This is a genomic window from Microbacterium sp. BG28, from assembly GCF_034044005.1.
Lineage (GTDB): Bacteria > Actinomycetota > Actinomycetes > Actinomycetales > Microbacteriaceae > Microbacterium.
In genome coordinates this window covers 275,118-296,430 of the sequence record NZ_JAXCHA010000001.1, presented here as the reverse complement: position 1 = coordinate 296,430, position 21,313 = coordinate 275,118, and the positions used below count along the sequence as shown (strand labels likewise).

At 65.7% G+C, this 21,313-nt stretch carries 24 protein-coding genes and 1 pseudogene; 8 read left to right on the top strand and 17 right to left on the bottom strand.

Annotated elements, in window-relative coordinates; translation table 11 throughout:
* Positions 1–9: 9 nt before the first annotated feature.
* The 4 genes from SK224_RS01470 to SK224_RS01455 form a co-directional block, all read right to left on the bottom strand.
* Positions 10–204 carry a hypothetical protein gene (locus SK224_RS01470; protein ID WP_320433075.1) on the bottom strand — a complete coding sequence of 65 codons (195 nt, stop codon included), beginning with the start codon at positions 202–204 and terminating at the stop codon, positions 10–12.
* A gap of 50 nt (positions 205–254) precedes the next feature.
* Positions 255–896, bottom strand: a complete 642-nt coding sequence (locus SK224_RS01465) for an MT-A70 family methyltransferase (protein ID WP_320433074.1) — start codon at positions 894–896, stop codon at positions 255–257.
* A gap of 231 nt (positions 897–1,127) precedes the next feature.
* Positions 1,128–1,412, bottom strand: coding sequence for a hypothetical protein (locus SK224_RS01460; RefSeq protein ID WP_320433073.1), 285 nt, complete (start codon positions 1,410–1,412; stop codon positions 1,128–1,130).
* Complete coding sequence (locus SK224_RS01455; RefSeq protein WP_320433072.1) at positions 1,409–1,726, bottom strand: hypothetical protein; 318 nt, start codon at positions 1,724–1,726, stop codon at positions 1,409–1,411. Before SK224_RS01455 ends, SK224_RS01460 begins: the two co-directional genes overlap by 4 nt.
* Positions 1,727–1,867: 141 nt before the next feature.
* Between SK224_RS01455 and SK224_RS01450 the strand changes: the two genes are divergently transcribed.
* Positions 1,868–2,653, top strand: coding sequence for a hypothetical protein (locus SK224_RS01450; RefSeq protein WP_320433071.1), 786 nt, complete (start codon positions 1,868–1,870; stop codon positions 2,651–2,653).
* 27 nt (positions 2,654–2,680) lie between these two features.
* Here SK224_RS01450 and SK224_RS01445 read toward each other — a convergent pair whose 3' ends face one another.
* The 8 genes and pseudogenes from SK224_RS01445 to SK224_RS16755 form a co-directional block, all read right to left on the bottom strand.
* Complete coding sequence (locus SK224_RS01445) at positions 2,681–3,421, bottom strand: ABC transporter permease (protein WP_320433070.1); 741 nt, start codon at positions 3,419–3,421, stop codon at positions 2,681–2,683.
* A gap of 341 nt (positions 3,422–3,762) precedes the next feature.
* Entirely contained in the window at positions 3,763–4,425 is a 663-nt protein-coding gene (locus tag SK224_RS01440; RefSeq protein ID WP_320433069.1) for an ABC transporter ATP-binding protein, read from the bottom strand.
* Positions 4,415–5,482 (bottom strand): peptidoglycan-binding domain-containing protein, encoded by a 1,068-nt coding sequence (locus SK224_RS01435; protein ID WP_320433068.1) that lies wholly within the window; start codon positions 5,480–5,482, stop codon positions 4,415–4,417. The genes SK224_RS01440 and SK224_RS01435 overlap by 11 nt, the downstream gene beginning before the upstream one ends.
* 10 nt (positions 5,483–5,492) lie before the next feature.
* Positions 5,493–6,161, bottom strand: coding sequence for a hypothetical protein (locus tag SK224_RS01430; RefSeq protein ID WP_320433067.1), 669 nt, complete (start codon positions 6,159–6,161; stop codon positions 5,493–5,495).
* A gap of 5 nt (positions 6,162–6,166) precedes the next feature.
* On the bottom strand, positions 6,167–6,502 hold the full coding sequence (locus tag SK224_RS01425) for a hypothetical protein (protein WP_320433066.1): 336 nt from the start codon (positions 6,500–6,502) through the stop codon (positions 6,167–6,169).
* Positions 6,503–6,771: 269 nt separating this feature from the next.
* Positions 6,772–7,623, bottom strand: a complete 852-nt coding sequence (locus SK224_RS01420) for a hypothetical protein (RefSeq protein ID WP_320433065.1) — start codon at positions 7,621–7,623, stop codon at positions 6,772–6,774.
* Positions 7,624–7,753: 130 nt separating this feature from the next.
* Complete coding sequence (locus SK224_RS01415) at positions 7,754–9,052, bottom strand: hypothetical protein (protein ID WP_320433064.1); 1,299 nt, start codon at positions 9,050–9,052, stop codon at positions 7,754–7,756.
* A gap of 218 nt (positions 9,053–9,270) precedes the next feature.
* Positions 9,271–9,363: pseudogene (locus tag SK224_RS16755) on the bottom strand (three-helix bundle dimerization domain-containing protein); the annotation flags it as partial.
* Positions 9,364–9,533: 170 nt separating this feature from the next.
* Here SK224_RS16755 and SK224_RS01410 point away from each other — a divergent pair.
* Both SK224_RS01410 and SK224_RS01405 read left to right on the top strand, forming a co-directional pair.
* The gene (locus SK224_RS01410) at positions 9,534–10,010 is read left to right on the top strand and encodes a DUF2975 domain-containing protein (RefSeq protein ID WP_320433063.1); all 477 of its coding nucleotides are present in this window, start codon (positions 9,534–9,536) and stop codon (positions 10,008–10,010) included.
* Positions 10,010–10,225: a helix-turn-helix transcriptional regulator gene (locus SK224_RS01405; protein WP_320433062.1), complete on the top strand. Its 216-nt coding sequence runs from the start codon at positions 10,010–10,012 to the stop codon at positions 10,223–10,225. Before SK224_RS01410 ends, SK224_RS01405 begins: the two co-directional genes overlap by 1 nt.
* A gap of 104 nt (positions 10,226–10,329) precedes the next feature.
* On the opposite strand, the gene SK224_RS01400 is transcribed toward SK224_RS01405, so the two are convergent.
* From SK224_RS01400 to SK224_RS01390, 3 genes are all read right to left on the bottom strand, one after another.
* Entirely contained in the window at positions 10,330–10,899 is a 570-nt protein-coding gene (locus tag SK224_RS01400) for a hypothetical protein (RefSeq protein ID WP_320433061.1), read from the bottom strand.
* 501 nt (positions 10,900–11,400) lie between these two features.
* A complete protein-coding gene (locus SK224_RS01395; RefSeq protein WP_320433060.1) occupies positions 11,401–11,901 on the bottom strand; it encodes a hypothetical protein in 501 nt (166 codons plus the stop codon).
* A gap of 137 nt (positions 11,902–12,038) precedes the next feature.
* Positions 12,039–12,980, bottom strand: a complete 942-nt coding sequence (locus SK224_RS01390; RefSeq protein WP_320433059.1) for a LysR family transcriptional regulator — start codon at positions 12,978–12,980, stop codon at positions 12,039–12,041.
* Positions 12,981–13,097: 117 nt separating this feature from the next.
* Here SK224_RS01390 and SK224_RS01385 point away from each other — a divergent pair, with 117 nt between their 5' ends.
* Together SK224_RS01385 and SK224_RS01380 are read left to right on the top strand one after the other, a co-directional pair.
* Positions 13,098–14,090 carry a putative oxygenase MesX gene (locus SK224_RS01385; RefSeq protein ID WP_320433058.1) on the top strand — a complete coding sequence of 331 codons (993 nt, stop codon included), beginning with the start codon at positions 13,098–13,100 and terminating at the stop codon, positions 14,088–14,090.
* Positions 14,087–15,127, top strand: coding sequence for a methionine synthase (locus SK224_RS01380; RefSeq protein ID WP_320433057.1), 1,041 nt, complete (start codon positions 14,087–14,089; stop codon positions 15,125–15,127). Before SK224_RS01385 ends, SK224_RS01380 begins: the two co-directional genes overlap by 4 nt.
* A gap of 9 nt (positions 15,128–15,136) precedes the next feature.
* Here the strand turns inward: SK224_RS01380 and SK224_RS01375 are convergent, their stop codons facing one another.
* The gene (locus SK224_RS01375; RefSeq protein ID WP_320433056.1) at positions 15,137–16,687 is read right to left on the bottom strand and encodes a PucR family transcriptional regulator; all 1,551 of its coding nucleotides are present in this window, start codon (positions 16,685–16,687) and stop codon (positions 15,137–15,139) included.
* Positions 16,688–16,811: 124 nt separating this feature from the next.
* On the opposite strand from SK224_RS01375, the gene SK224_RS01370 reads away from it, so the two are divergent.
* The 3 genes from SK224_RS01370 to SK224_RS01360 are packed head-to-tail and all read left to right on the top strand — an operon-like array spanning position 16,812 to position 20,279.
* Positions 16,812–18,275, top strand: coding sequence for a cytosine permease (locus SK224_RS01370; protein WP_320433055.1), 1,464 nt, complete (start codon positions 16,812–16,814; stop codon positions 18,273–18,275).
* Between the two features lie 43 nt (positions 18,276–18,318).
* Positions 18,319–19,839 (top strand): amidohydrolase family protein, encoded by a 1,521-nt coding sequence (locus SK224_RS01365; protein ID WP_320433054.1) that lies wholly within the window; start codon positions 18,319–18,321, stop codon positions 19,837–19,839.
* Positions 19,840–19,877: 38 nt separating this feature from the next.
* The gene (locus SK224_RS01360) at positions 19,878–20,279 is read left to right on the top strand and encodes a VOC family protein (RefSeq protein WP_320433053.1); all 402 of its coding nucleotides are present in this window, start codon (positions 19,878–19,880) and stop codon (positions 20,277–20,279) included.
* A 1-nt stretch (position 20,280) separates the two neighbouring features.
* On the opposite strand, the gene SK224_RS01355 is transcribed toward SK224_RS01360, so the two are convergent.
* A complete protein-coding gene (locus SK224_RS01355; RefSeq protein ID WP_320433052.1) occupies positions 20,281–21,303 on the bottom strand; it encodes a LacI family DNA-binding transcriptional regulator in 1,023 nt (340 codons plus the stop codon).
* Positions 21,304–21,313: the final 10 nt, after the last annotated feature.

Sequence of the window (21,313 nt, the reverse complement as noted above, 5' to 3'; positions counted from 1 at the left end):
GTGATGGGGTCACCAGCGGTCGCGGCGCGCTCGCAGCCACCACACCAACCAGCCCACGAGCAGGACGACGACGAGGAGGACGAGCAGCCACACCCAGACCTGTTGAACGAGCCAGACGGCTCTGAAGAGAAGTAGCGCGACGAGGAACACGCTCCAGGCGACGGCCTTCGCGGTCTCCAGCGGGCCACGGTCGGAAGAGGACATGGTGCACTCCATTCGGGATATGAGAAGGACGGTTGAGGCGGCGGAGTCGATTAGGCATTGGCGGCCTCCTCGTCGTTGATGACGGCGGTATCGCCGGGGATGTCGACCTTGATGTCGCTAGGCACGGGGTAGCCCGGAATGCAGATATCGCTCTCCACCTGGTTGCCCCAGACGTCCCAGCCAGGGAACGGTCGACGAGCGAAGAGTTCCAGGTAGGGCCCGGGGCTCATGCGCATCACCATCTGGTGGATCTCCTCGGGCTTGTGCGAGTGGTCCTGACGGGGCAGCATCGCGAAGCTGCGCTGGCCCTTGAACCGGACGGGCAGCTTCCCCTTTACGCCGAGCAGCAGCGTTTCGTGGGCATGGCGGAAGTACTGGCCGAGGCCCATTTGGTCTTTGCCCCAGACGAACTCGTCGACGAAGCGGAATCCCCAGCCGCGCAAGATGTCTTCCGCGACGTGGCGTGTGGACGGATAGCACCAGAAGTAGACGTGCGCGTTATCGTCTGCGAGGTCACCGATGGGCATCGCGGCGATGGCGTCGAGCGTCATGAGCGGGTACTTGCTCGCGGCCCCGTATTTCCCGGACTGGCCTGTGGGCCAGGGTGCGTCGACGATGAGCGCTTGGTACCTCTTGCGCGGCGATTCGACCGGCGGGTCGGGGTCCGGCGTGGTGTTGGTGTTGTTGGTCATTTGAGTCCTCCTTTTGGCAGCCGCCTCTTTTGTGGGCGCGACGAACGTCGATGCATGACGAAGACGTCATGGCGCGAACGGAGCCCGAGACTGCTGCCCTGAGTTATGACGGACGAGGGACCGGACGTAAACCGTCCGATCGTGCATGTTCGGGGTTGTTAAGTGAGGTTGAAGAAATCAACGTGGGGGCCGCGTAGCGGCGAGGGCGGCGGCCCCCACGTTGACGGTCGCCTACTTCTGCTCCGGCAGACGCCCGGAGGCGAGGTAAGACTCGCGGATCAGCGCCCGACGGGCATCGTGCGCCTCGGTGCTGAGAGCTCCAGCGAGGCGCAGAACTGCTTCGCGAAGCTCCTCCTGCTTCCGGTCGAGTTCTGCTTCGATCCGCGCCCGGCGGCGCGCCATGATCCAGTCCACGAGCCAGGCCCAGCCGTTCCAGATTCCGATACCGATGTAGTACACCGTGCAGGCGACGAGGAGGAGCAACAGTGCAGTGAGCGCCAGGATGCCGATGATCACTGACCCCACCGCCGGAGCGCCGCGCCTGCCCCGATCGTGTAGCTGTCAACGATCTCGCGATACCGCGCCTCGCCGAGCGGCGCCACGGTGATCAGGTGCTGCTCGAGCGCTGTCAAGGCGCCCACGTGCTCGAGCATGGTGTTTGCGAGGTATGCCCGCCCATCCTCGACGAGCTTCGCGACCATCGCCCGCGACTGGACGTGCTCGACCTCGCGGCGGGTCAGCTTCTGCATACCGATGCTCATCTGAGTAAGTCCGCCTGCTCCGCCCGACAGCGGGGCGCTGCGAGTCGGCATCAGTTCCGTGATGTTCATACCGGAGCCTCTCTCCTAGGGTTTCGCGACTCGGGTCCGAGCCGCGGGTAGGAGTCTCCGCTGGAACTGTGGGCATTTGAGAGGTCAGAATGTGGGCAGTCTCTGGCTACGCTCGCTTCAGGCCGGATCGAACGGAGCAGGGTGATTACACACGACGTTCCTCCGGAGGTCGGCGAGATCGCGGAGGCGCTTCGACAGATTGCCGCCGACGGGCTTCCCGTCGGGCCGTCGTTCGCGGACGACACGTTGCTTGGGCTTCGCGGCGTCGCTGCACGTAGCGTCGATCCGTCCGACCGACTCAGCCGTGTGAAGGCGCTCGACGAGCTCCTCGCCCGTCTCCTCGTTCACTACCCAGACGACAAACTCGCACCGGCGGCAAGGATCGTGTTTGGCCTCGCCCCCGGGACCAGGGGTCTGAACCTCACGAAACGCCGACAGGCCGCAGCCACTGTCATTGACCGCGGCGCCGAGCATTTCCGAAAGCAAGTAGAACCCGAAATCCTCGCGGCACTAGCCTGGCAGCTGCATCGCGATTCGCAGAACTACATCCCTCGCGATCGTGCGGCTCCGCCTCCCTTGGAGGCGAGTGGTGATACACCGGTTATCCGAGTCGGTGATGTCTCAAGCAAGGATGCTGCTGAGCACGAAGAGCTCCTCTCCCGACTCTGGGCCCACGTCTACGCCCTGCGCGCGGAGATTCTCCGGGTCGAACGACTCCGACACTGGCCTTACGACCCCACCGACGCGGCGCTGAGCGAGCAGAAACTGGCGCGAGCGACCGCGCGCCGCGCGAAGGAAGTGGAGAACGTGAAGGTCCTCATACGTGCATACACCGACCGCTATGGCCAGCGGATCACCCACGGTGAAGCCGAGTTCAACGCGGAGTCCTTGCTGAGGCTCGCGGGCTGGGAGACAGACGTTCTGTAGGTCGTTCGGGCCAAGCCGGGGCGTGCTTCATGGTGTGCGCAGTTCGCGTGCCGGTTGGCGCGCGCTCGAGTAGATGGCAGGAAGCAGCGCAGCTGAAACGACAGTCAGGACGGCGACGATGCACGTCGCGGCGATGAACGAGATCGGGGGTAGCGGAGTCTCCGAGAGGAGGCTGTAGAGCACCGCTGTCGCACACCCCGCCAAGACGCCGGCCAGTGCGTAGATTGCAGCAGAGAAACAGGCACTAGCCGCGATCTGCAGGCGTGTTGCCCCCAGCGCCCGCTTAAGGCCGGTTAGTTTGCGGCGAGACCGCGCCACCGAGAACTCGGATACTGCGACCATCGCCGCAGCCACGCCGAGCGCCAGCGCAGCTTGAGTGCGCGTGTTCTGAAGCAAGCTCTGATCGACCGATTGGGCGGCCTCGATGACGTCGGTGCGTGCATCGATCGTGTAACTGGTCGGGTCGACACCCGAGAAGGCGCCTCTCACGAGGGAGAGAGTGGGTTCAACTGCCGTTGCTGACACTGTCCGCAGCACGATGAGCGCGACGGACGGGTCGGTAGAGTTCGATGCGCCGGATGCGGTCGCTGCCACGATCTGTCCTTCGAGCGGGCCCCCAACACCGAAGAGCGTGCTGTCACTCGGTTCCAGATTGAAGGTCGTCACGCCGTCAGCGATCGGGCCGAATCCGTCCACGTACCCCATCTCCTTGATGGTTTCTGCGGATGCGACGGCAATGGGGATGGCGGCGTCGTTATCGCAGCTCATGCCCACTGCGTGGAGACAGTCACGCATCGCGACCGGAGTTCCGGCAGCAGATGCGCTACGAACGTCGCGTGTAGGCCCCAGCAGGAGTGCAGTGCCTACAGACGATGCTGACGCGAGACTGCGCACCTGGCTCAGGGGAACGGCGGTGCCCGGCGAAACCTGAACGGCGATCGTTCGCGTGGCAGCGGAATCGGCGATAGCAAGCGCGTCCTGTGCTGCAACGACAGCGCGGCCATACGTGAGACAGACTACGAAAACGACCCCAGCAATGACCAAAGCACTGGCAAGGGCGGTTCCTGCATGTGATCGCAGATCGCGTACGGCCTCACCGAGCAGAGCCCTCACGTCATCGCTCCGCCCAGATGGATCGTCTCGTCGCAGAGTCCTTCCACCTCCGCGCTATGCGTGACTATCACGACCGCGGAGCCGGCCTCCGCGCGGGATCTGAGCGCACCCATGACGTCGGCGGCCGATCGTGCGTCGAGATTACCTGTGGGCTCGTCGGCAAGAACAATGTCGGGCTCGGCCAACAGTGCGCGACACAGTGCGATTCGTTGCGCTTGGCCTCCAGAGACCTCCCCAGGCCGCCTATCCACGGGAACGCTGACGCCCACCCGATCCAGCAGGTCTCTCGCACGCGTCTTCCACTCAGCTCGACGCGCGCCACGGAAGGCCAGTGGTTGAAGGACGTTGTCCAAAACCGTGCGACGAGGGTCGAGGCAGCTGTCTTGGAAGACGAACCCGAAGCGGCTCGCTCGTAAGCGAGCGCGGTACGCGTCGGAAGTGGTGGACGTCGGTTCACCCAGAATCGTGAGCTCCCCGCTGTCCGGCGACAGCATGAGACCAAGCAAGAACAGAAGCGACGACTTCCCGACCCCGCTTCTCCCGGTAACAGCCGTCATGCTCCCTCGACGGAAGGACGCGTTGAAGCCGTCGATGACGGGTGGAAGGCTTGGCCGATACGCGAACCGGACATCGTGGGCGACGAGTACCTCATCGCCCATCGGGCACCGCGATCTGCATTCCGACGCTGAGCCCATCGCCTTCAATCACCGCGGTACCGGACGCAGCCAGCAGAACGGTGACCGGCAAGTCCTGGCCCGCCTCGCCGACAACGAATGTCTCCCCGGTTCCACTGGTGCGGATCACGGTCGAGGGCACTGTGAGACCAGAAACCGGCCCCGCCTGGTACACCTGGACAAGGAATGAGGACTCCGTGCCGGGGGCTCCGCAGAAGTCGGCGCACAGCGGTCCACCGTCTGCAGATAGCAGGATTGCGCGGCTTCTGGTCGGATCGGTCAGATCCGGTCGGATCTCACCCACCGTGCCCTCTCGTTGCCCGCCGGCAGCGTCGGCGATCATCACTCGCATGCCCGCTGCCACGACGGACTTCTGCGACTCGGTGAGCGTCAAGTAGATCTCGGGCTGCGGGGAGAGACGTTCCAGCACCGCCTCGCCGCCCGAGAGATTGGCGCCCACCGACATGTCCGCAGTCCGCACCACACGCAGAGTCGCGTCTGAGGTGAACAAGATGTCACCACGCCTGACGGTCGAGGTGCGTTCAACACCGAGGTCGTGCTGCCACATTGATACTGCACGAGTGGTAAGCCCTCCGAACTCGCCGTCCGGAGTTGCGTTGAAGTAACCGAGTCTGCTCAGGAATGCTTGAAGCTGCTCAACGTCGTCACCCGAGGCACCCTCAACGAGGTCCCGAAACATCGGAATGCTGCCGACGCCCAGTACGATCGGCCGAAGGTCGACGGTGTACAGGACGCTCCCCTCCGCCACTTCCTGCCCTTCCTCTGGCAGCGACGTAAGGACGCCAACCGCACTATTGGGGGCAAGGGCGGATCGAGTCCACGCGCTGGTGGCGCCAAGTGTGACCGTGGACTTCACCTCGCCCTCTGCTATCGGCACGTAGACGACGGGCGCCGCAGCGTCCACGACGACGGGGGCTGCGAGCTCGCGGAGCGCCCACCCACCCGCGAATGCCGCAGCGGAGGCGACCACCACGACGAGAACCACGGTGAGCACGCGCGCCCAAGGACGACGCGTGCTCACCGTGGTTGCTTCACCCATACAGTCCTTCGGGAACACTGGGGCACGCCTGCGAGAGCGCCAGGATCTCACCCTGCTGGCTAAGCGAAGCAAGCACCTCATTCAGAGGATTCCAGGCGTTGCCCGAACTGTACGCTTCCACGAACGAGGCTTCGCTCGGCGGCGTTGAAGGTACGTACCCCTGCTCGCGAAGGCAATCACTCAACGGTCCGGCGAAGTACGCGAAGAGCGCCTTGACCTGATCGTCGGTAAGCGGCTTCGTGTACTTCGGGTCGATCGGGTACTGCACCCAACATGCATACTGCGCGACCGCCAGAGCCTTGGCCTCGGCTGCGTTAGCGGCCGAGGTCGTGTAGCCCTCTCCATCAGGAGTGAGCTCGACGTCCAGGAAGCCAGCGGCATGCAGGCACTCCGTCATCACCCGTCCCACCTCGCTGGGCTCAATCGTGCGAACCTCGACGACGTCGGGCCTTTCGCCGTCCGTCAGGTCAGGGGCAGATTGAACGGCACGCTCCCACTGCTGATCCGCCCACGACGCCTCCGGGGCCCCGTGCCCCGATGGAGACGGCGCCGGGTCGGAAGCGGGCGCGGAGCAGGCGCCGAGATTCAGTACAAGAACCGTCGATGCAACCGCCAGCAGAGCGCCACGACCCAGCGACCGTACGGTAGTGAAGCCAGACACCGTGCTTAGTAGTCGCAGGACCGGCCGGCCGACGCAATCACCATGTCGGAGTACACGCGCCCCTGCGTCAGGTTCGTGAACTTGGCGGAGATGCGGAACGTTGAAGTCGGGTTGTACCAATAGGCCGACGCCACCGCGCCTCCAACACCGAAGTGACGCTGCTCCGTCTGACCCGTACTTGTGGACGTGATGTTTGCGTAGTAGTTGCCGCAGTTGGCGCCGCCCGTCAGCACTTCCACTGCGGTCGCGGGCGTCACCGAGAGTGCAACCACTCCCGCTGCAATAGCGAAGCCTGCGGCGATCTTCACCGACCAACTGCGACGCGTACGGTTTCCGTTCATGTTGTCATTCCCCCAAATATGAAGATGCACGTTCGTGCGCCTCTGACGATATCCAGCGAGCGAAGTTCGCATGTTGACGCAAACGGGAGGCTTCACCAACTGTTCACCTAGCCCGCAGCGGGCGTCCCCCAAACGACCGACAGCGACACCGAGTCGTTCGGCGAGTGAGGATCCGTCGACTCGTGCGCTAGGCGACGTCGCTTAGCTCATCGTCTCGAGTGGCCGCTGTTGACGACAGCCAGCTCGACAGTTGGGCAGCGCACGCACCCCTAGAGATCGGGAGGAGCAACGACGACGATCGGTGCTCCGCCTTCAGATCCGACAGAGACGACGAGGCGGCCGTCTGACAGCCACGCCATGCTGCTCGGATTGCAGAGCGCGCCGAGACTCACTTCAGCATTAGGCCTTCCGATCATCAGGCGCGAAGTGTCGCAGCCCGCTTGGGCCTCGATGATTTCACGGGCACGACTCGAGCCGCCGTCAATGACGTAGGAGGTCTCCTCCTGGGCACCCGGCATCGCAACCCAGGCCAAGGTGCCAGACGAGCTTGCAACGACCTGCGGTGCGGGACTGACGTACGTGACGAGTGTCTCGACTGCTTCGGCGTCCGGCGAGAGCGAGTAGACCGCCTCGCGAGTGGCGACGTAGACGTTCCCGGCCGGATCGTCGGCGATCGAGGCAGTCGCGCCGTCACCGCGCACAGAGACCACGTCCCTTACTGACCCGTCATCGAGGTTCGCGGCCCTCAGCACGAATGTGTCAGTCTCGCCCTGTTTGTAGCTCACGAAGACCACTTCACGGCCTGTCACCACCAGATCTCCGACGGCCTGCTCGGTGTGTGAGAGCTCCGTCGTCGTGAGCGTCACCGTGTCGATGAGCACGAGATCGCCGAAGTAACCGCCGTCGCTCCACGTGCGGCCTGCGATGAGTTGCGTCGGAGTGACCACATCGACAGCGCCGATGACCCAAGGGGGCTCGAACGGCTCGTAGCTGAACTGTCGATCGACGTCTCCTGCCGCGTCGATGTGTGTCCACGTGCTTCCACTGGTGGCCCATACGCCGCCGGCAGCGTCCGCCGCCAGTGACACCGGAACAAACAGGTCGCTCGCCGTCGCAGGCACAACGTCGGCAGCGCGGCTCAGACTCAGCGGCCGCAGGTGCCACGAGTCGGACGGCGTCGCAGAACACCCCGGCATGACTGCGAGCGCGATGAGCCCAATGACGGCCACCGTCGTCCGATACCTCATTGGGTTAGTTCCAGTCGTTGTAGAAGCACGTGTCCCAATAGTTCAGCGGGGCCGGCATGAATCGGTTCCCGCCGTTGACCCAGGAAAGAGGTGCGTCCCACTTGTCATGCATCCGATGGCAGTTCGGGAACAGCAGGTGTCGGCTGGCATTCACGACGGTGACGGCCTGGGGGCCCGAGTACGGCCAGGGTGTGTTCCAAAGTCCCATGCAGTCTGAGCGGTTGCTCCACTCGCCAATGCAGTCGTCGTGCACCGCTTGGAATGCTGCCGAGAACGACGAATCCGGACTCATCGTGTTGCGAGGTGCCCGAACAGTGAAGGAGTACGTGTAGCCGGCGGTCAAGCTGGCGGGGCGACGGACACCTATCTCATGCGTCAGGACGGCGCAGTCGTCGAACCAGCGATTGTCGTCGAGGTACACCTCCTGGATTTCCGCGCCCGGGCTAGCGCTCTCCAGCAAGTTCGTCGACCAGTCAACATAGTCCGGGTTGAGCCACCATTTCTCGCCGTAATTCACCGTTGTGCTGTTGGGACAGCGCGAGTAGTTGTAGAGCGCAACTCCGAACTCCAACCCCCAGTCGGGGCTGGGCCATGCAGTGGGTGTGTGGTCGTCCATCCACACAACTGATTGAGTCAGGGCTGCAACGCGCTGCGAGCCGACGCAGATACCGTTCGAGAGGTGCGTACATCGATTTAGGTTGTAGCCTTCCGCCCGCCAATCAGACGGAAACCACCGCGGCCAGTCGTTGACCACACTCGCGCTGAGAGAGCTGGGAGACGTGTCGACTGACAGCTCCTCACCGGGAAGTCTGGACGAGTTAGAGGGGAATGTGCGTTCCTGAGAAAGGGCCGGCTCAGGAGCCTCCACGATGGTCGCCGTGATCCCTTCGACGTCGACTCGCGCGCCGCCAAGTGGACGAGCCGCCTCGATGGTTGCTCCGATGACCGGGGGAACGTCAGCGTTCACGCTGCGAAAGAGCGCTTCAGCTTCGTACTCAAGCGTCTCAGGCGTGTCGGTCTCCAGAACGCTCAGCTCTCCCATGCCAGCAGCCCCGCTGAACGAGATCGCCTTCAGCTCCGCCCCCAGCGCGGTTGAGAAGCCCTGCACATCGTCGAAGCCGACCGGCCCATTCGCGGCATCAAAGGTTACGTCAAAGCTCGGCAACGCCTCTTCCGCAAGGCGCGGTTCTTCGGCTGCCCTCTCCGGGGAAGCCGCCACAGCGGGTCCATTCAGGAGAAGCGGCGCCACCACGGCGCACAGACTCGACGCGAGCACAAGCATGCGGATCGCGGGCCGTTTCATAAGAGCCTCCACAGTGTCGTCGACACAACCCGCCCAGAGTTCCAGAGAAGGAGCTCGGCGAACGGAAACTGGGACGGATATTCTCCCAACGTTCATACGCGCATCACAGGAGATAGATAGCCCGCTCCGGGCGCCACTCATGAAGGATGCCGAGCAGTCCGCACGCAGCTGAGATCTTGACGTGCACCGTTCCCACCGAATCGCACCCGCGCTAGTGTTCAGGGCCTGGGGGCTCCGCGCGTGGCAAGCTTCTGCTTTGCCGATCGTTCGGCCAGAACCGGTACGAAGTCGCGGACACGGGCCGAAGAGAGATCATTTGACGCTCGTGATCACGGCCTCCTCGATGACCTGAGGATCAGGTGAGGAGCGTTGACGGGCGAGCGGTCAGGGCGTTGTAGAGAGGTTGCGGTTGCACGAAGCTGTGCCGCATGATTCACTATCGTTATTCGATATCTCGTTTTTCGATACAGATGGAGTTCGCATGCCACTCGTCGGCCTTTGGGCGATACGTTTGTTCCTTGCTCTGCTGCTCGTCTTCTCGCTTCTGATCGAGGCCTACTTCGTACCAGTTCTCGGGCTTGAGGTCATTCAGGCCAACCCTGAAGCTCGGGATATGTTCGTCCCGGCGCTGCTCTGGTCCGTTCTGTTCATCGGGTGCGCGCAAGTGGCTCTAGTAGTCGTCTGGCGCCTTGTGTCACTTATCGAACAGGAGAGAATATTCTCAACAAGCGCGTTGTCGTGGGTTCGAGCCCTGATTGCAACAGCTCTCGTTGCTCTTGGGCTAGTCGTCTTGGCCTTCATAGTGCTAACTGTCAAGGAATACACGCCACCGTTGATCATGTACGGACTGATTGGAACCGGTCTGCTTCTGGCGGCGTTCGCATTGGCAGTGGGGGCGATGCGTGGACTCTTGCGCAAATCGACACGCTTCCAAGAGGAGCTGGAGGAAGTGATCTAGTGCCGATTGATGTCCATCTCGACGATCAGCTGAAGAAGTCGAACATCACGGTCGCTGATCTTGCCACCGCGATAGGCATCACGCCTGCCAACGTATTTGTTCTCAAGAACGGCCGCGCGAAGGCGGTGCGCTTCACAACGCTCAACGCCATTTGCCAAGTACTCAATTGCCAGCCTGGCGACATCCTACGACATCGCCCAGACGACGAAGCGTGAGTCTCTCCCGTCTCGTCGCCTGGGCGAACTGCCACAACGAACTGTGGTCGCGGCGGGCCTATGAGCGGAACCCGCCGGGGCGACCTGAGCCGCTCATCGCCTGACTAGATGATCCCAGGGTTGATGCGCGTAGTCTTGATGTACATGACCGTCTGCGGATCGTTGAGTCCGAGAGAATCAGTCGCGTAGGACACCGCCTCTGCTCCTGCCGACCAGCTGGACCCGTTACTGCTCGCGGTCGAGCACCTCTGGTCAGCGATACCCTTACCGCCACGCTGGAACTGGATGCAGACCTGGATGATCCGCTCTCCTTGGTAGACGTTTGCGGCAGCCTTTGCGTAGCCCGAATACCACACGAAGGCAGTCTCAACAGAGTACGCGTAGCTCGTACCCCAGTACACCATCGGTGTAATGGTGCCGGAGGGTGGGGTCGTTCCCCACTCGACGCCCACGGTTTCTCCAGAGCCGGGCTCCGGGAGCGGAAGCCATTCTTCGGTGACTTGCACGCCGTCCTCTGGCCCGAAGGTGCGGCCGTCGATGACGACGGTGCCAGGATCCCCCTGCCCGTGATCGGCATCGGGATTGTCGTCTGCTACCGCGGGGCCAGCAACTCCGGCGACCAAAATGGCGGCGAACAGCGCGGTGGCGACGTTTCTTGCAACTTTCCGTGACATCCTCATCCAATCTTTGCGCATTCTGTTCGGACGCTATGACACATAGCAGTTTCATAATCGGAGGGGATCCGTGCCGTGTCTATGATTGTCGTGATTTTCGAAAACGCTAGCGAGTTGCCCACCGAATCGTGTACTGCTGGGATGGTCAGGCCCTCCGGAAGCACACCGAGCCTACGGCTGGGGAGTCGCACCGCGGACAGTGGCAACGGCATCCGCTGTATTCGCGCGAGCAGAGCCACGAGACGAGTCGCGCGTCGAAATGCTCGGCGTGTCGTACCGAATCGGACGGAGGATCAAAGAACCGTAGGAACTACCAACCGATGTCAATTGGCGGCAGCGATTAGATCGCAGGCGGAATCCCGCTAATTCTGCACGAATTGAGTGGGGGTTTTGCCCCCTGATGCCCACGCCATATTTGGATGCCAGCAACGATCGTAAACACGTCCATCCGGGGGCAAAACGCGTTCGGGGGGATCGAGGTGCAGCCGTCTATTACGTCCGCTAGACCTGCGTGCGAACTGCCCCTCGGCCGCCACGTCGGTCACATGCGCCGAAGACCGCGGAAGCACCGATGATGAGCGCCGCGAAGACCGAGAATCCGATCACTGGGACCGTGCCTGCATTGGTCGCAGGCACGGCTCCACCGCCGCCCGACGAGCGAGCGAAGGCGGCGGCGATGTCGGGCTGAGCGTCCGCGACTGGACGAGGTGTGGCGGCAATCGTCAGCGCCGGTTCGTTGAGGCCGATGATGGTGTCGTTCGCGACGGCGTAGAAGGCGCCGCCTGTCATTCGCAGTTCGACCAGGTCAGCAGCGGGGTGCGTCACGATGCCGTTAGTGACGGACTCACGAGTATCGAGCGGATAGAGCTGCCACGCATCATTGGCCGGGCGTGCGGCGACCGTGCCGAGGACCTGGCTGTTCTGGTCATACGCCGCGGCAATCCAGTAGTCCGTATCGCCGACCGGGTCGTCGCTCTTGCCGTCGATGTAGGCCTGACTCATGAGATGAACGGGCCGCGGGGCGCTGAAGTGCATCCCCTGCTCGCAGAGGTCGTCTTCGAGCCAGACGCTCGCAGGCACGAGGCTCACGCGAGTACGGCGCCTCCTCGACTTCGACGACTTCCGTCACCACGTCCCCCCTACCCCAACACTTCCACACCGAAGCCCGACACCACGGCCCGCACCTCGTCGAGGTAGCGCTGCGCCTGCTCGGTGAGTCCGAGGGCGGCCTGGCCGATCCAGCCGATCTCGATCCTCTCGTCGACCTCGAGGGGGACGGCGACGATCTCGGGATCGAGGTCGTCGCTGATGATGCCGGTGGAGATCGTGTAGCCGCCGAGACCGATCATGAGGTTGAAGATGGTCGCGCGGTCGGACACCCGGATCTCCTGCTTCGCGGAGAGGGTCGAGAGGATCTCCTCGGCGAGGTAGAACGAGTTGTTCGCGCCCTGGTCGAAGGTGAGCCGTGGCAGGTCGGCGAGGTCGTCGAGTGTCGCGCGACCCCGTGCGGCGAGCGGGTTCTTCCGGGCGAGGAAGATGTGCGGCTCGGCGAAGAACAGCGGATGGAAGGCGAGCCCCGCGTCGCGGAGCAGCTTGTTGATCACGTTCCGGTTGACGTCGTCGCGGTACAGGATGCCGATCTCGCTGCGCAGGGTGCGGACGTCCTCGATGATGTCCCAGGTGCGCGTCTCGCGGAGCGAGAACTCGTACTCCGCGGCGCCGAAACTCCGCACCATCCGCACGAACGCGTCCACGGCGAACGAGTAGTGCTGCGTCGAGACCCCGAGCAGGCGCCGGGCGGGGGGCCGGCCGAGGTAGCGCTGTTCGAGGAGCGCGACCTGCTCGACGACCTGCCGGGCGTAGCCGAGGAACTCGGTGCCGTCGGCCGTGAGCGTCACACCGCGCGCCGACCGGATGAGGAGGGCTCGCCCCACCCGGGTCTCGAGGTCCTTCATCGCCGCCGACATCGTGGGCTGCGAGACGTAGAGCAGATCGGCCGCGGCCGAGATGGAGCCCTCCGCCGCCACCTCCACGAAGTAATGGAGCTGCTGCAGCGAGATGCTGGCGGTGGTCTTTGCCATAGCCGAAGACTATAGGAGCGCATAGTCACCCCGAATTACCCGATGGGCGCAGATTCTCGGCACGATGGCACGACACCCCGCGACCCACCCGCCGCGCGAGACCCAGATTGGCTGCGCATGACGAACGAGCTCACGTTCCGTATCTCCACGACACCGTTCGACGAGGACTACTCGCCCTCCGCCGACTCCCGCGCCACGACGAACTTCGCCAACCTCGCGCGCGGAGAGGGCCGGCAGCAGAACCTCCGCAACGTGCTGACGATGATCGATCGCCGGTGCAACGACCTCGCGCGGTGGGACAACCCGAACGGCGACCGCTACACCCTCGAGCTCGAGATCGTGTCGGTGGACGCGGCGTTGACCGCCGACGGTGAACAGCGCCACTTCCCGCTGCTCGAAGTGCTCGACGTCCACATCCGCGACTCGCACACCGGCATCCGCCATCACGGGATCGTCGGCAACAACTTCTCGTCCTACGTCCGCGACTTCGACTTCAGCGTGCGCTTGCCCGCCGTCAACGCGGATGCCGGTGCCTTCACCGTCCCCGACGACTTCGGCGCCCTGCACGGTGCGCTGTTCCAGGCGTTCCTGAACTCGGACGCCTACCGTGCGCGCTTCGAGGCGCCGCCGGTGATCTGCATCAGTGTCTCGACGAGCAAGACCTACCGTCGCACCGACAACACGCATCCGGTGCTCGGTGTCGAATACCTCCAGAGCGAGTACTCGCTGACCGACGAGTACTTCGCCCGGATGGGGCTGCGAGTGCGCTACTTCATGCCCGCGGGCGCCGCGGCGCCGCTCGCGTTCTACTTCCGCGGCGACCTGGCCAACGATTACACGAACCTGCAGCTGGTCGGCACGATCAGCACGATGGAGAGCTTCCAGAAGATCTACCGCCCGGAGATCTACAACGCGAACGCGGCCGCGGGCAGCGTCTACCGCCCGAGCCTGGAGCACGGCGACTTCTCGCGCACGCAGGTCGACTACGACCGCGTCGAGCGCGCGCAGCTGGCGATCACCCAGGGCACGTACGCGGCCGAGCACTTCCTGACGCCCTACGGCGAGGTGCTCGCACGATGGGCCGGTCTCGAGCCGGCGCTCGCGCGATGACCCGCGCGCAGGCGCCCGCGCTGCTGCCGACCGCGATCGTCGGGAGCCTGCCCAAGCCCTCGTGGCTCGCGAAGCCCGAGGTGCTCTGGTCGCCGTGGGAGCTGGAGGGCGCGGCCCTCGTCGAGGGCAAGCAGGATGCGCTGCGCATCGCCGTGCAGGAGCAGCAGCGCCGAGGCATCGACGTCATCAGTGACGGCGAGCAGACTCGGCAGCACTTCGTGACGACGTTCATCGAGCACCTCGACGGGGTCGACTTCGCGCGGCGGGAGACGGTGCGCATCCGCGATCGTTACGACGCCAGCGTGCCGACCGTCGTCGGCGCCGTCAGCCGAACGAAGCCCGTCTTCGTCGACGACGCGCGGTTCCTCCGCCAGCAGACGGATCGCCCTCTGAAGTGGGCTCTTCCCGGCCCCATGACGATGATCGACACGCTCGCCGACCGCCATTACCGGAGCCGCGAGAAGCTGGCGTGGGAGTTCGCCGTCATCCTCAACGAGGAGGCGAAGGAGCTGGAGGCGGCGGGCATCGACGTCATCCAGTTCGACGAGCCCGCCTTCAACGTCTTCTTCGACGAGATGCGTGACTGGGGAGTCGCCACACTGGAGCGTGCAGCCCAGGGGCTGAAGGCCGAGACCGTCGTGCACATCTGCTACGGCTACGGGATCGAGGCGAACACCCGGTGGAAGCAGACGCTGGGGTCCGAGTGGCGCCAGTACGAGGAGTCCTTCCCGCTCCTGCAGCGCTCGGCCATCGACATCGTCTCCCTCGAGAGCCACGGCTCCCGCGTGCCGATGGAGCTCATCGAGCTGCTGCGCGGCAAGAAGGTCATGCTCGGCGCCATCGACGTCGCCACCGACGAGATCGAGACGCCCGCCGAAGTAGCCGGCACCCTCCGCGACGCGCTTCGCTACGTCGACGCCGACAAGCTGATGCCCAGCACCAACTGCGGCATGGCGCCGCTGTCGCGGGAGGTGGCGCTCTCAAAGCTCAGCGCGCTGACCGCCGGCGCCGCCATCGTGCGCGAGGAGCGGACCTGACCCGCGCCGTCACGCGTTCGCGCGGTTCGCAGCGTCCTGCTTCGCGTCGGCGGCAGCGGCCGCCTGTCGCCGTGCCTGTTCGAGGAACACGGCGGTGAGCACGGCGCCGATCCGCGCCGATCCCGGCTCGAGAGGGCCGAGGACGGCGGTGATGCGCTCGAAGCGCTGGTAGAAGGTCTGTCGATGGATGCCGAGGGATGCGGCCGCATCCGTCTTGCTGCCGAGGTTCGCCGCCAATGCGCGCAGCGTGTCGAACAGCTCGCCGTGCGACACGGCGTCCCGATCGAGCAGGGCGCCGATCTGCTCGTCGATGAACTCCGCCACCGGCTCGATCTGCGACAGCAGCGGCCAGAGCCGCGTCACGGCGATGCTCGCCGCATCCACCACCGGGTCCGCATCCGACGTGTACGGCACGCTCTCCCTCGCGGAGCGCACAGCGCGCACGGCCCGGTCCACGCTCGCGCTGGTGGGTCCGACCGCGGCGCGCACTCCGCCGCGAGCGGCGAGGTGGCGCAGCGCATCCGTCACCGCACAGCGCACGTCCTGCGCGTCCCATGACGGCGCGAATCCCACGATGCCGACGTACTGGCCGTCGGTGAACTGCCCGGTCGAACGTGGCGAGATCGCGGCGATCGCCTCCTGCACGGCCGCGACGTTCGAGGCGTCGTCGAGTTCGACGACGAACGGGATGAACCGATCGTCGGGCTCGAATCCCAGCCGCACGGCCAGCGTCGTGAGCTCGCGCGCGTGCTCGGCGGCGGAGGTGCGCGGGCCGCTCGACGCGAGCAGCGAGATGAAACGGCTGCGTCGCCGGTCGTGGGGAGAGAGCGGATGCGTGCGCAGCAGCGCGATGGCGAGGATCTCGGGCGCCCGTGAGAGCGCGCCCGAGATGAGGTGGATGTCGGCGTCCGCCGCCGGCCGGAGCGTGAGCGTCGCGACGACCGTGCCGCCGAACGACACCGGTGCGGTGTACTCGATGCCGAGCGACGGCGTATCGGCGTCGGCGAGCGCGACGCCGAGGGTCTGGCCGGACAGCGACGTGAGCTGCGCGGACGAGTTCGCCCGATCGCGGATGAGAGCGAGAAGCTGGTCGATGCTCGCCAGATTCTCGATCGCCTCGGAGAGGGCGAGGGAGATCTGATCGGCGATGCGCAGGCGCCGCAGGCTCACGTCGGCGAGCTGGCTGTTGATGCTCTCGCAGATCTGCACGAACGGCACCCGGCGTCGCAGGTGGATCACCGGCAGGCCGCTCGCCTCCGCGTGCTTCACGAGCGTCTCGGGGATGCGGGGGAGGCGGGGTGTCGTCTCCACGGCGAGCGCGGCGATGTCGCGTGCGACCAGGGTGTCGACGTAGGTCCGCAGCTGGGCCGCATCCGCCGTGACGAGGTTGACCCCCTCCATGAGGATGAGCTCCCCGCCGCGCAGGAGCGGGGCGATGTCGAGCTGTTCGCTCGCGTGCACCCAGCGCACATCCACCTCGGATGCGATGCCGCAGACGAGTTCGGGTTCGGTCTTCTGGACGACGGCGTCCGCGAGGATCTGATCGAGCAGGAGGGGCATACATTCTGTCCATTCGCCGTGACCGCGAGTTTACAGAGCGCCGCGAGCGCGGAAACACCGCCGCCGCATGCTGGGTGGCGACCCGCTCCACTGATCGCTCCACCTCGCGAGAAGGACACCGCCCATGTCTTCTGCCAGCCCGCACGACATCGAAGAGACGCTCCAGCCGATCCCCGAGTCCGCCCGTACGTCCCGCGTCTCGGGTCAGTTCTGGATCTGGATGGGGGCCAACATCGCTCCCATCAACTGGGTGCTGGGAGCCCTCGGCATCAGCATGGGTCTCAGTCTGCTCGACACGATGCTCGTGCTCGTGATCGGCAACCTGATCGGCATGGGCCTGTTCGGCATCTTCGTGCTGTTCGGCCAGAAGACCGGCGTCACCGGCATGCTCCTCGGCCGCGCCGTGTTCGGCCGCCGCGGCAACTACCTGCCCTCGGTGATCCAGGCGGTCGTGGTCATCGGATGGTGCGCCGTCAACACGTGGATCGTGCTCGACCTCGTGACGGCCCTGCTCGGCGAACTGGGATGGCTGGATCCGACCCAGGCGAACATCGGCTGGAAGATCGGTATCGCCGCCCTCATCATGGCGATCCAGGTGGGCGTGGCGCTCGCCGGATACAAGGCGATCGCGGCGTTCGAGCGGTGGACGGTGCCCCCGACCGTGCTCGTGCTGGTGATCATGTCGATCGTCGCGTGGTTCTTCCTCGACATCGACTGGGGCTACGCGGGCCCCGCCGGCGCACAGCTTGCCGGTGGCGACCGCATCGTCGCGATGTCGGCGGTGATGACCGCCATCGGCATCGGCTGGGGCATCACCTGGCTGACCTACGCGGCGGACTACTCGCGCTTCATCAGCACGAGCGTGCCCCGCCGCAAGCTCTATCTCGCGAGCGCACTGGGCCAGTTCATCCCCGTCATCTGGCTTGGTCTGCTCGGAGCCTCCCTCGCCACGAAGAACGGCACGGTCGATCCCGGCCAGCTCATCGTCGAGAACTTCGGCGCCCTCGCCATCCCGGTCCTGCTTCTCGTGCTGCACGGGCCCATCGCGACCAACGTGCTCAACATCTACAGCTTCAGCGTCGCCGCCCAGGCGCTCGATCTCAAGGTCGGCCGCAAGGCGCTCAACATCCTCGTCGGAGTGCTCTCGCTCGCGGCCGCCGTCTTCTTCATCTTCCAGGAGGATGCGGCCCAGACCCTCGACGCGTGGCTGGTCGGCGTGGTCGGCTGGGTCGCCACGTGGGGCGCCATCATGCTCGTGCACTACGGCATCTTCGAGCGCCGATCGCGCCGGTTCGACCACCTGTTCGACGCCGTCGGATCGAAGCGTCTGCCCGACGTCAACCCGCGCGCATTGATCGCCTTCTTCGTCGGGATCGTCTTCACCTGGCTGTTCCTGAACGGCATGGTTCCGGCGCTGCAGGGCCTCGGGTCGCAGGCGCTCGGCGGCCTCGACATCTCCTGGCTCACGGGCGGCGTCGCCGCCGGTCTCACCTACTGGCTGCTGGCCCGCACCAGCCACAGGCGCTGGGTCGAGGCGCAGCAGTTCGCGGCGACCCCGGAGCCCCGCGAGACCGTATCCGCCCGCTGAGGATCCCCGCAGCACCCGCCCCACACCTCGACGGAGAACCACCATGAGTACCTTCATCCGCGACGCCCACGTCATCACCATGGATCCGATCTCGGGCAGCACCCCGCTCGTGCGCAGCATCCGGATCGCCGACGGCGTCATCGTCGCGATCGGCGAGCACCTGGCGCCCGAGCCCGGCGACGAGATCATCGAGGGTCGCGACCGCCTGGTCGCACCCGGTTTCGTGAACGCGCACACCCACTCGTGGGAGATGTTCTACAAGGGCCGCTACGACAATCTGCCGCTGGAGATGTGGATGGCGATGTCGTATCCGCTCCTCGGCGACAGCCGCGTCGCGCCGGACCTCGTGCGTCTTCGCACGACTCTCTTCGGCATCGAATCGCTCAAGGCCGGGGTGACGACGCTCGTCGACGACGTTCTCGAGACGCCGGGGCAGGATCACGAGCAGCTCGCCGCGGTCTTCGACGCCTACGAGCAGCTGGGCGTGCGCGCGAACGTCTCGGGACACGTCATCAACCGCCCCTTCCTCGACACGGTTCCCTTCGCCGAGGAGTATCTGCCCGCCGACGTGGTGCGCGAGATCCGCTCCGCGCATGTGCCGTCCACCGAGGAGTATCTGAGGTTCGCCCGCGAGGCCTTCGCCGCCCACCACGGCCGCGCGAACGGCCGGCTGCGGTTCATGGTCGCACCCTCCGCCCCGCAGCGGTGCGAGCCCGCGCTGCTGACCGGGGCGACCGAGATGGCGCTCGAGTTCGCGGCGGAGTGCCACATCCACGTACTCGAGACCAAGACGCAGCTGGTCACCGGAGACGAGTCGTACGGCGGGAGCCTCGTCTCCTACATGGCGTCGATCGGTGCGCTCTCGCCGAACACGACGCTCGCCCACGGGATCTGGCTCACGGATGCCGACATGCAGACGGTCGCTGCGGCGGGAACCTCGATCTCCCACAACCCCATCTCCAACCTCAAGCTCGGCTCGGGGATCGCCGCGTGGCGAAAGCTCCAGAACGCCGGAGTCAACCTCGGGCTGGGTACGGACGGCTGCTCGAGCAGCGATTCACCGCGGATGCTCGATGTCGTCAAGACCGCCGCTCTGCTGCACAAGGTGACCGAGCCGGCCATCGACCAGTGGCCCACCGTCGCAGAGGTGCTGGCCGCCGCGACGATCGGGGGAGCGCGCAGCGCCGTGCTCGATGACGTCGTCGGCTCGATCGAAGTCGGCAAGCAGGCCGACCTGGTGATCTACGACCTGGAGACCATGGCCTTCACGCCCCGTCAGAAGCTGGACCTGCAACTCGTCTACTCGGAGAACGGCTCCTCGATCGACATCGTCATGGTGCAGGGTCGCGTGGTCGTCGCCGGCGGCGAGGTGATCACGGTCGACGAGCGCGCCGCGCGGGCCGAGCTCGCCGAGCGCCTCGACGAGATCATCGAGCGCCAGGACCGCCTCGACGAGCGCAACCAGGCGGTGATCCCCGGTCTCTCACGCATGTACGAGCGGGCGACGTCCACCCCGGGCGCCGTCAACCGCTTCAGCGGCGACGAGCGCGCCTGGCTGGTCTGATCGCGTCGCGGGTCGGGGGTGAGCGGTAGCCTGCCGGAATGGCCGCCCCCGTCCCGTACCTGCAGTTCGCCGGCATCGCCGCGGACGCGCTGAAGACCTACCGCGACGTCTTCGGCGGTGAGCTGGAGCTTCACACCTTCGCCGAGTTCGGCCGCCAGGACGGTGCGCCGTCGTGGATCGCGCACGGCGAGCTGCGCGGCCCCGTCGACCTGTTCGGTTCGGATGCGGCCGACGGCGCCGCATCCGTCCAGGTGCACGGCGTGCTTTTCGCGCTGCTGGGTGCCGGCGACGCGGCGACGTCCCGGCGATGGTTCGACGCGCTCGCCGCGACGGGAACCGTCATCGAGGCCATGGGGGAGCGTCCCTGGGGCGATGTCGACGGACAGGTCCGCGACGCGTTCGGGGTGACCTGGCTGATCGGGTACTCGCCCGTCGCCTAGTTCAGGCCGGCCGGATAGACGCGCGCACCACCACCGGCATCTCCACGAGGTGGATGCCGGGCGGCGGGCCGTCCGGCTCGAGCAGGAGTTCGACCGCGCGGCGGCCCATCTCCTCGTGCGGCAACCCGATGGTGGTGAGGCCCGGTCGCAGGTAGGCCGCGAGCTCGTCGTTGTCGAAGGAGACGAGCGACACGTCGTCCGGGATGCCGAGGCCGGCCTCGGCCAGCGCCTGCGAGGCGCCGAAGGCGAGCCGGTCGTTGAGGCAGATGATCGCTTTCGGCCGCTCGCCCTCGGCCAGCAGCCGTGAGATCACCTCGTGACCACTTGCGGGCTCCCAGAGCCAGATGGACTCCGAGCGCGCGAGGGTCATGCCGCGCTCGCGGAGGGTCTCGGACATGCCGCGGATGCGGGAGGCGACCGTCTCGGAGCGGAACACATCGCGTTCCGCCTCGGCGTCGTAGCCGAGCAGCACGATGCCCTCGGTGATGCCGGCGTCGGCGAGCAGCTCGACCGCCCGTCGGCCGCCGGTCTCTTCGTCGGGGAGCACGCTGCAGGTGTGCACGTCGTTCGTCGCGTTGAGCATCACGATGCGCGTGCGGGAGGGCAAGGGCGGCACGAAGGTCTCTCTGGCCCTCATGGAAGCGAAGATGATGCCGTCGACCTGACGATCCAGGAGCGCCGAGACGGCTTCGACCTCGCGCTCGGGCTCGCCGCCGGTCTCGGCGACCAGCACAACGTGCCCCGCCGCCTCCGCCGCTTCGAGGGAGCCCTTGATGAGTCCGCTCGCGAAGCGGGTCGTGGCGACGTGATCGGAGACGAAGCCGATCGTGTGGGTCGTGTCGGTGCGCAACGCCCTGGCGGCGACGTTCGGCCGGTACCCGAGCTCGGAGGCGGCGGCGTGCACGCGCTCATGGGCGTCGGCCGACAAGCGGGTGTCGGGGCGGCCGTTCAGGATCATCGACGCCGCGGACGGCGACAGCCCGGCCTTGCGCGCGACGTCAGCAAGGGTGACTCGCTTGCCCACGCACACCTCC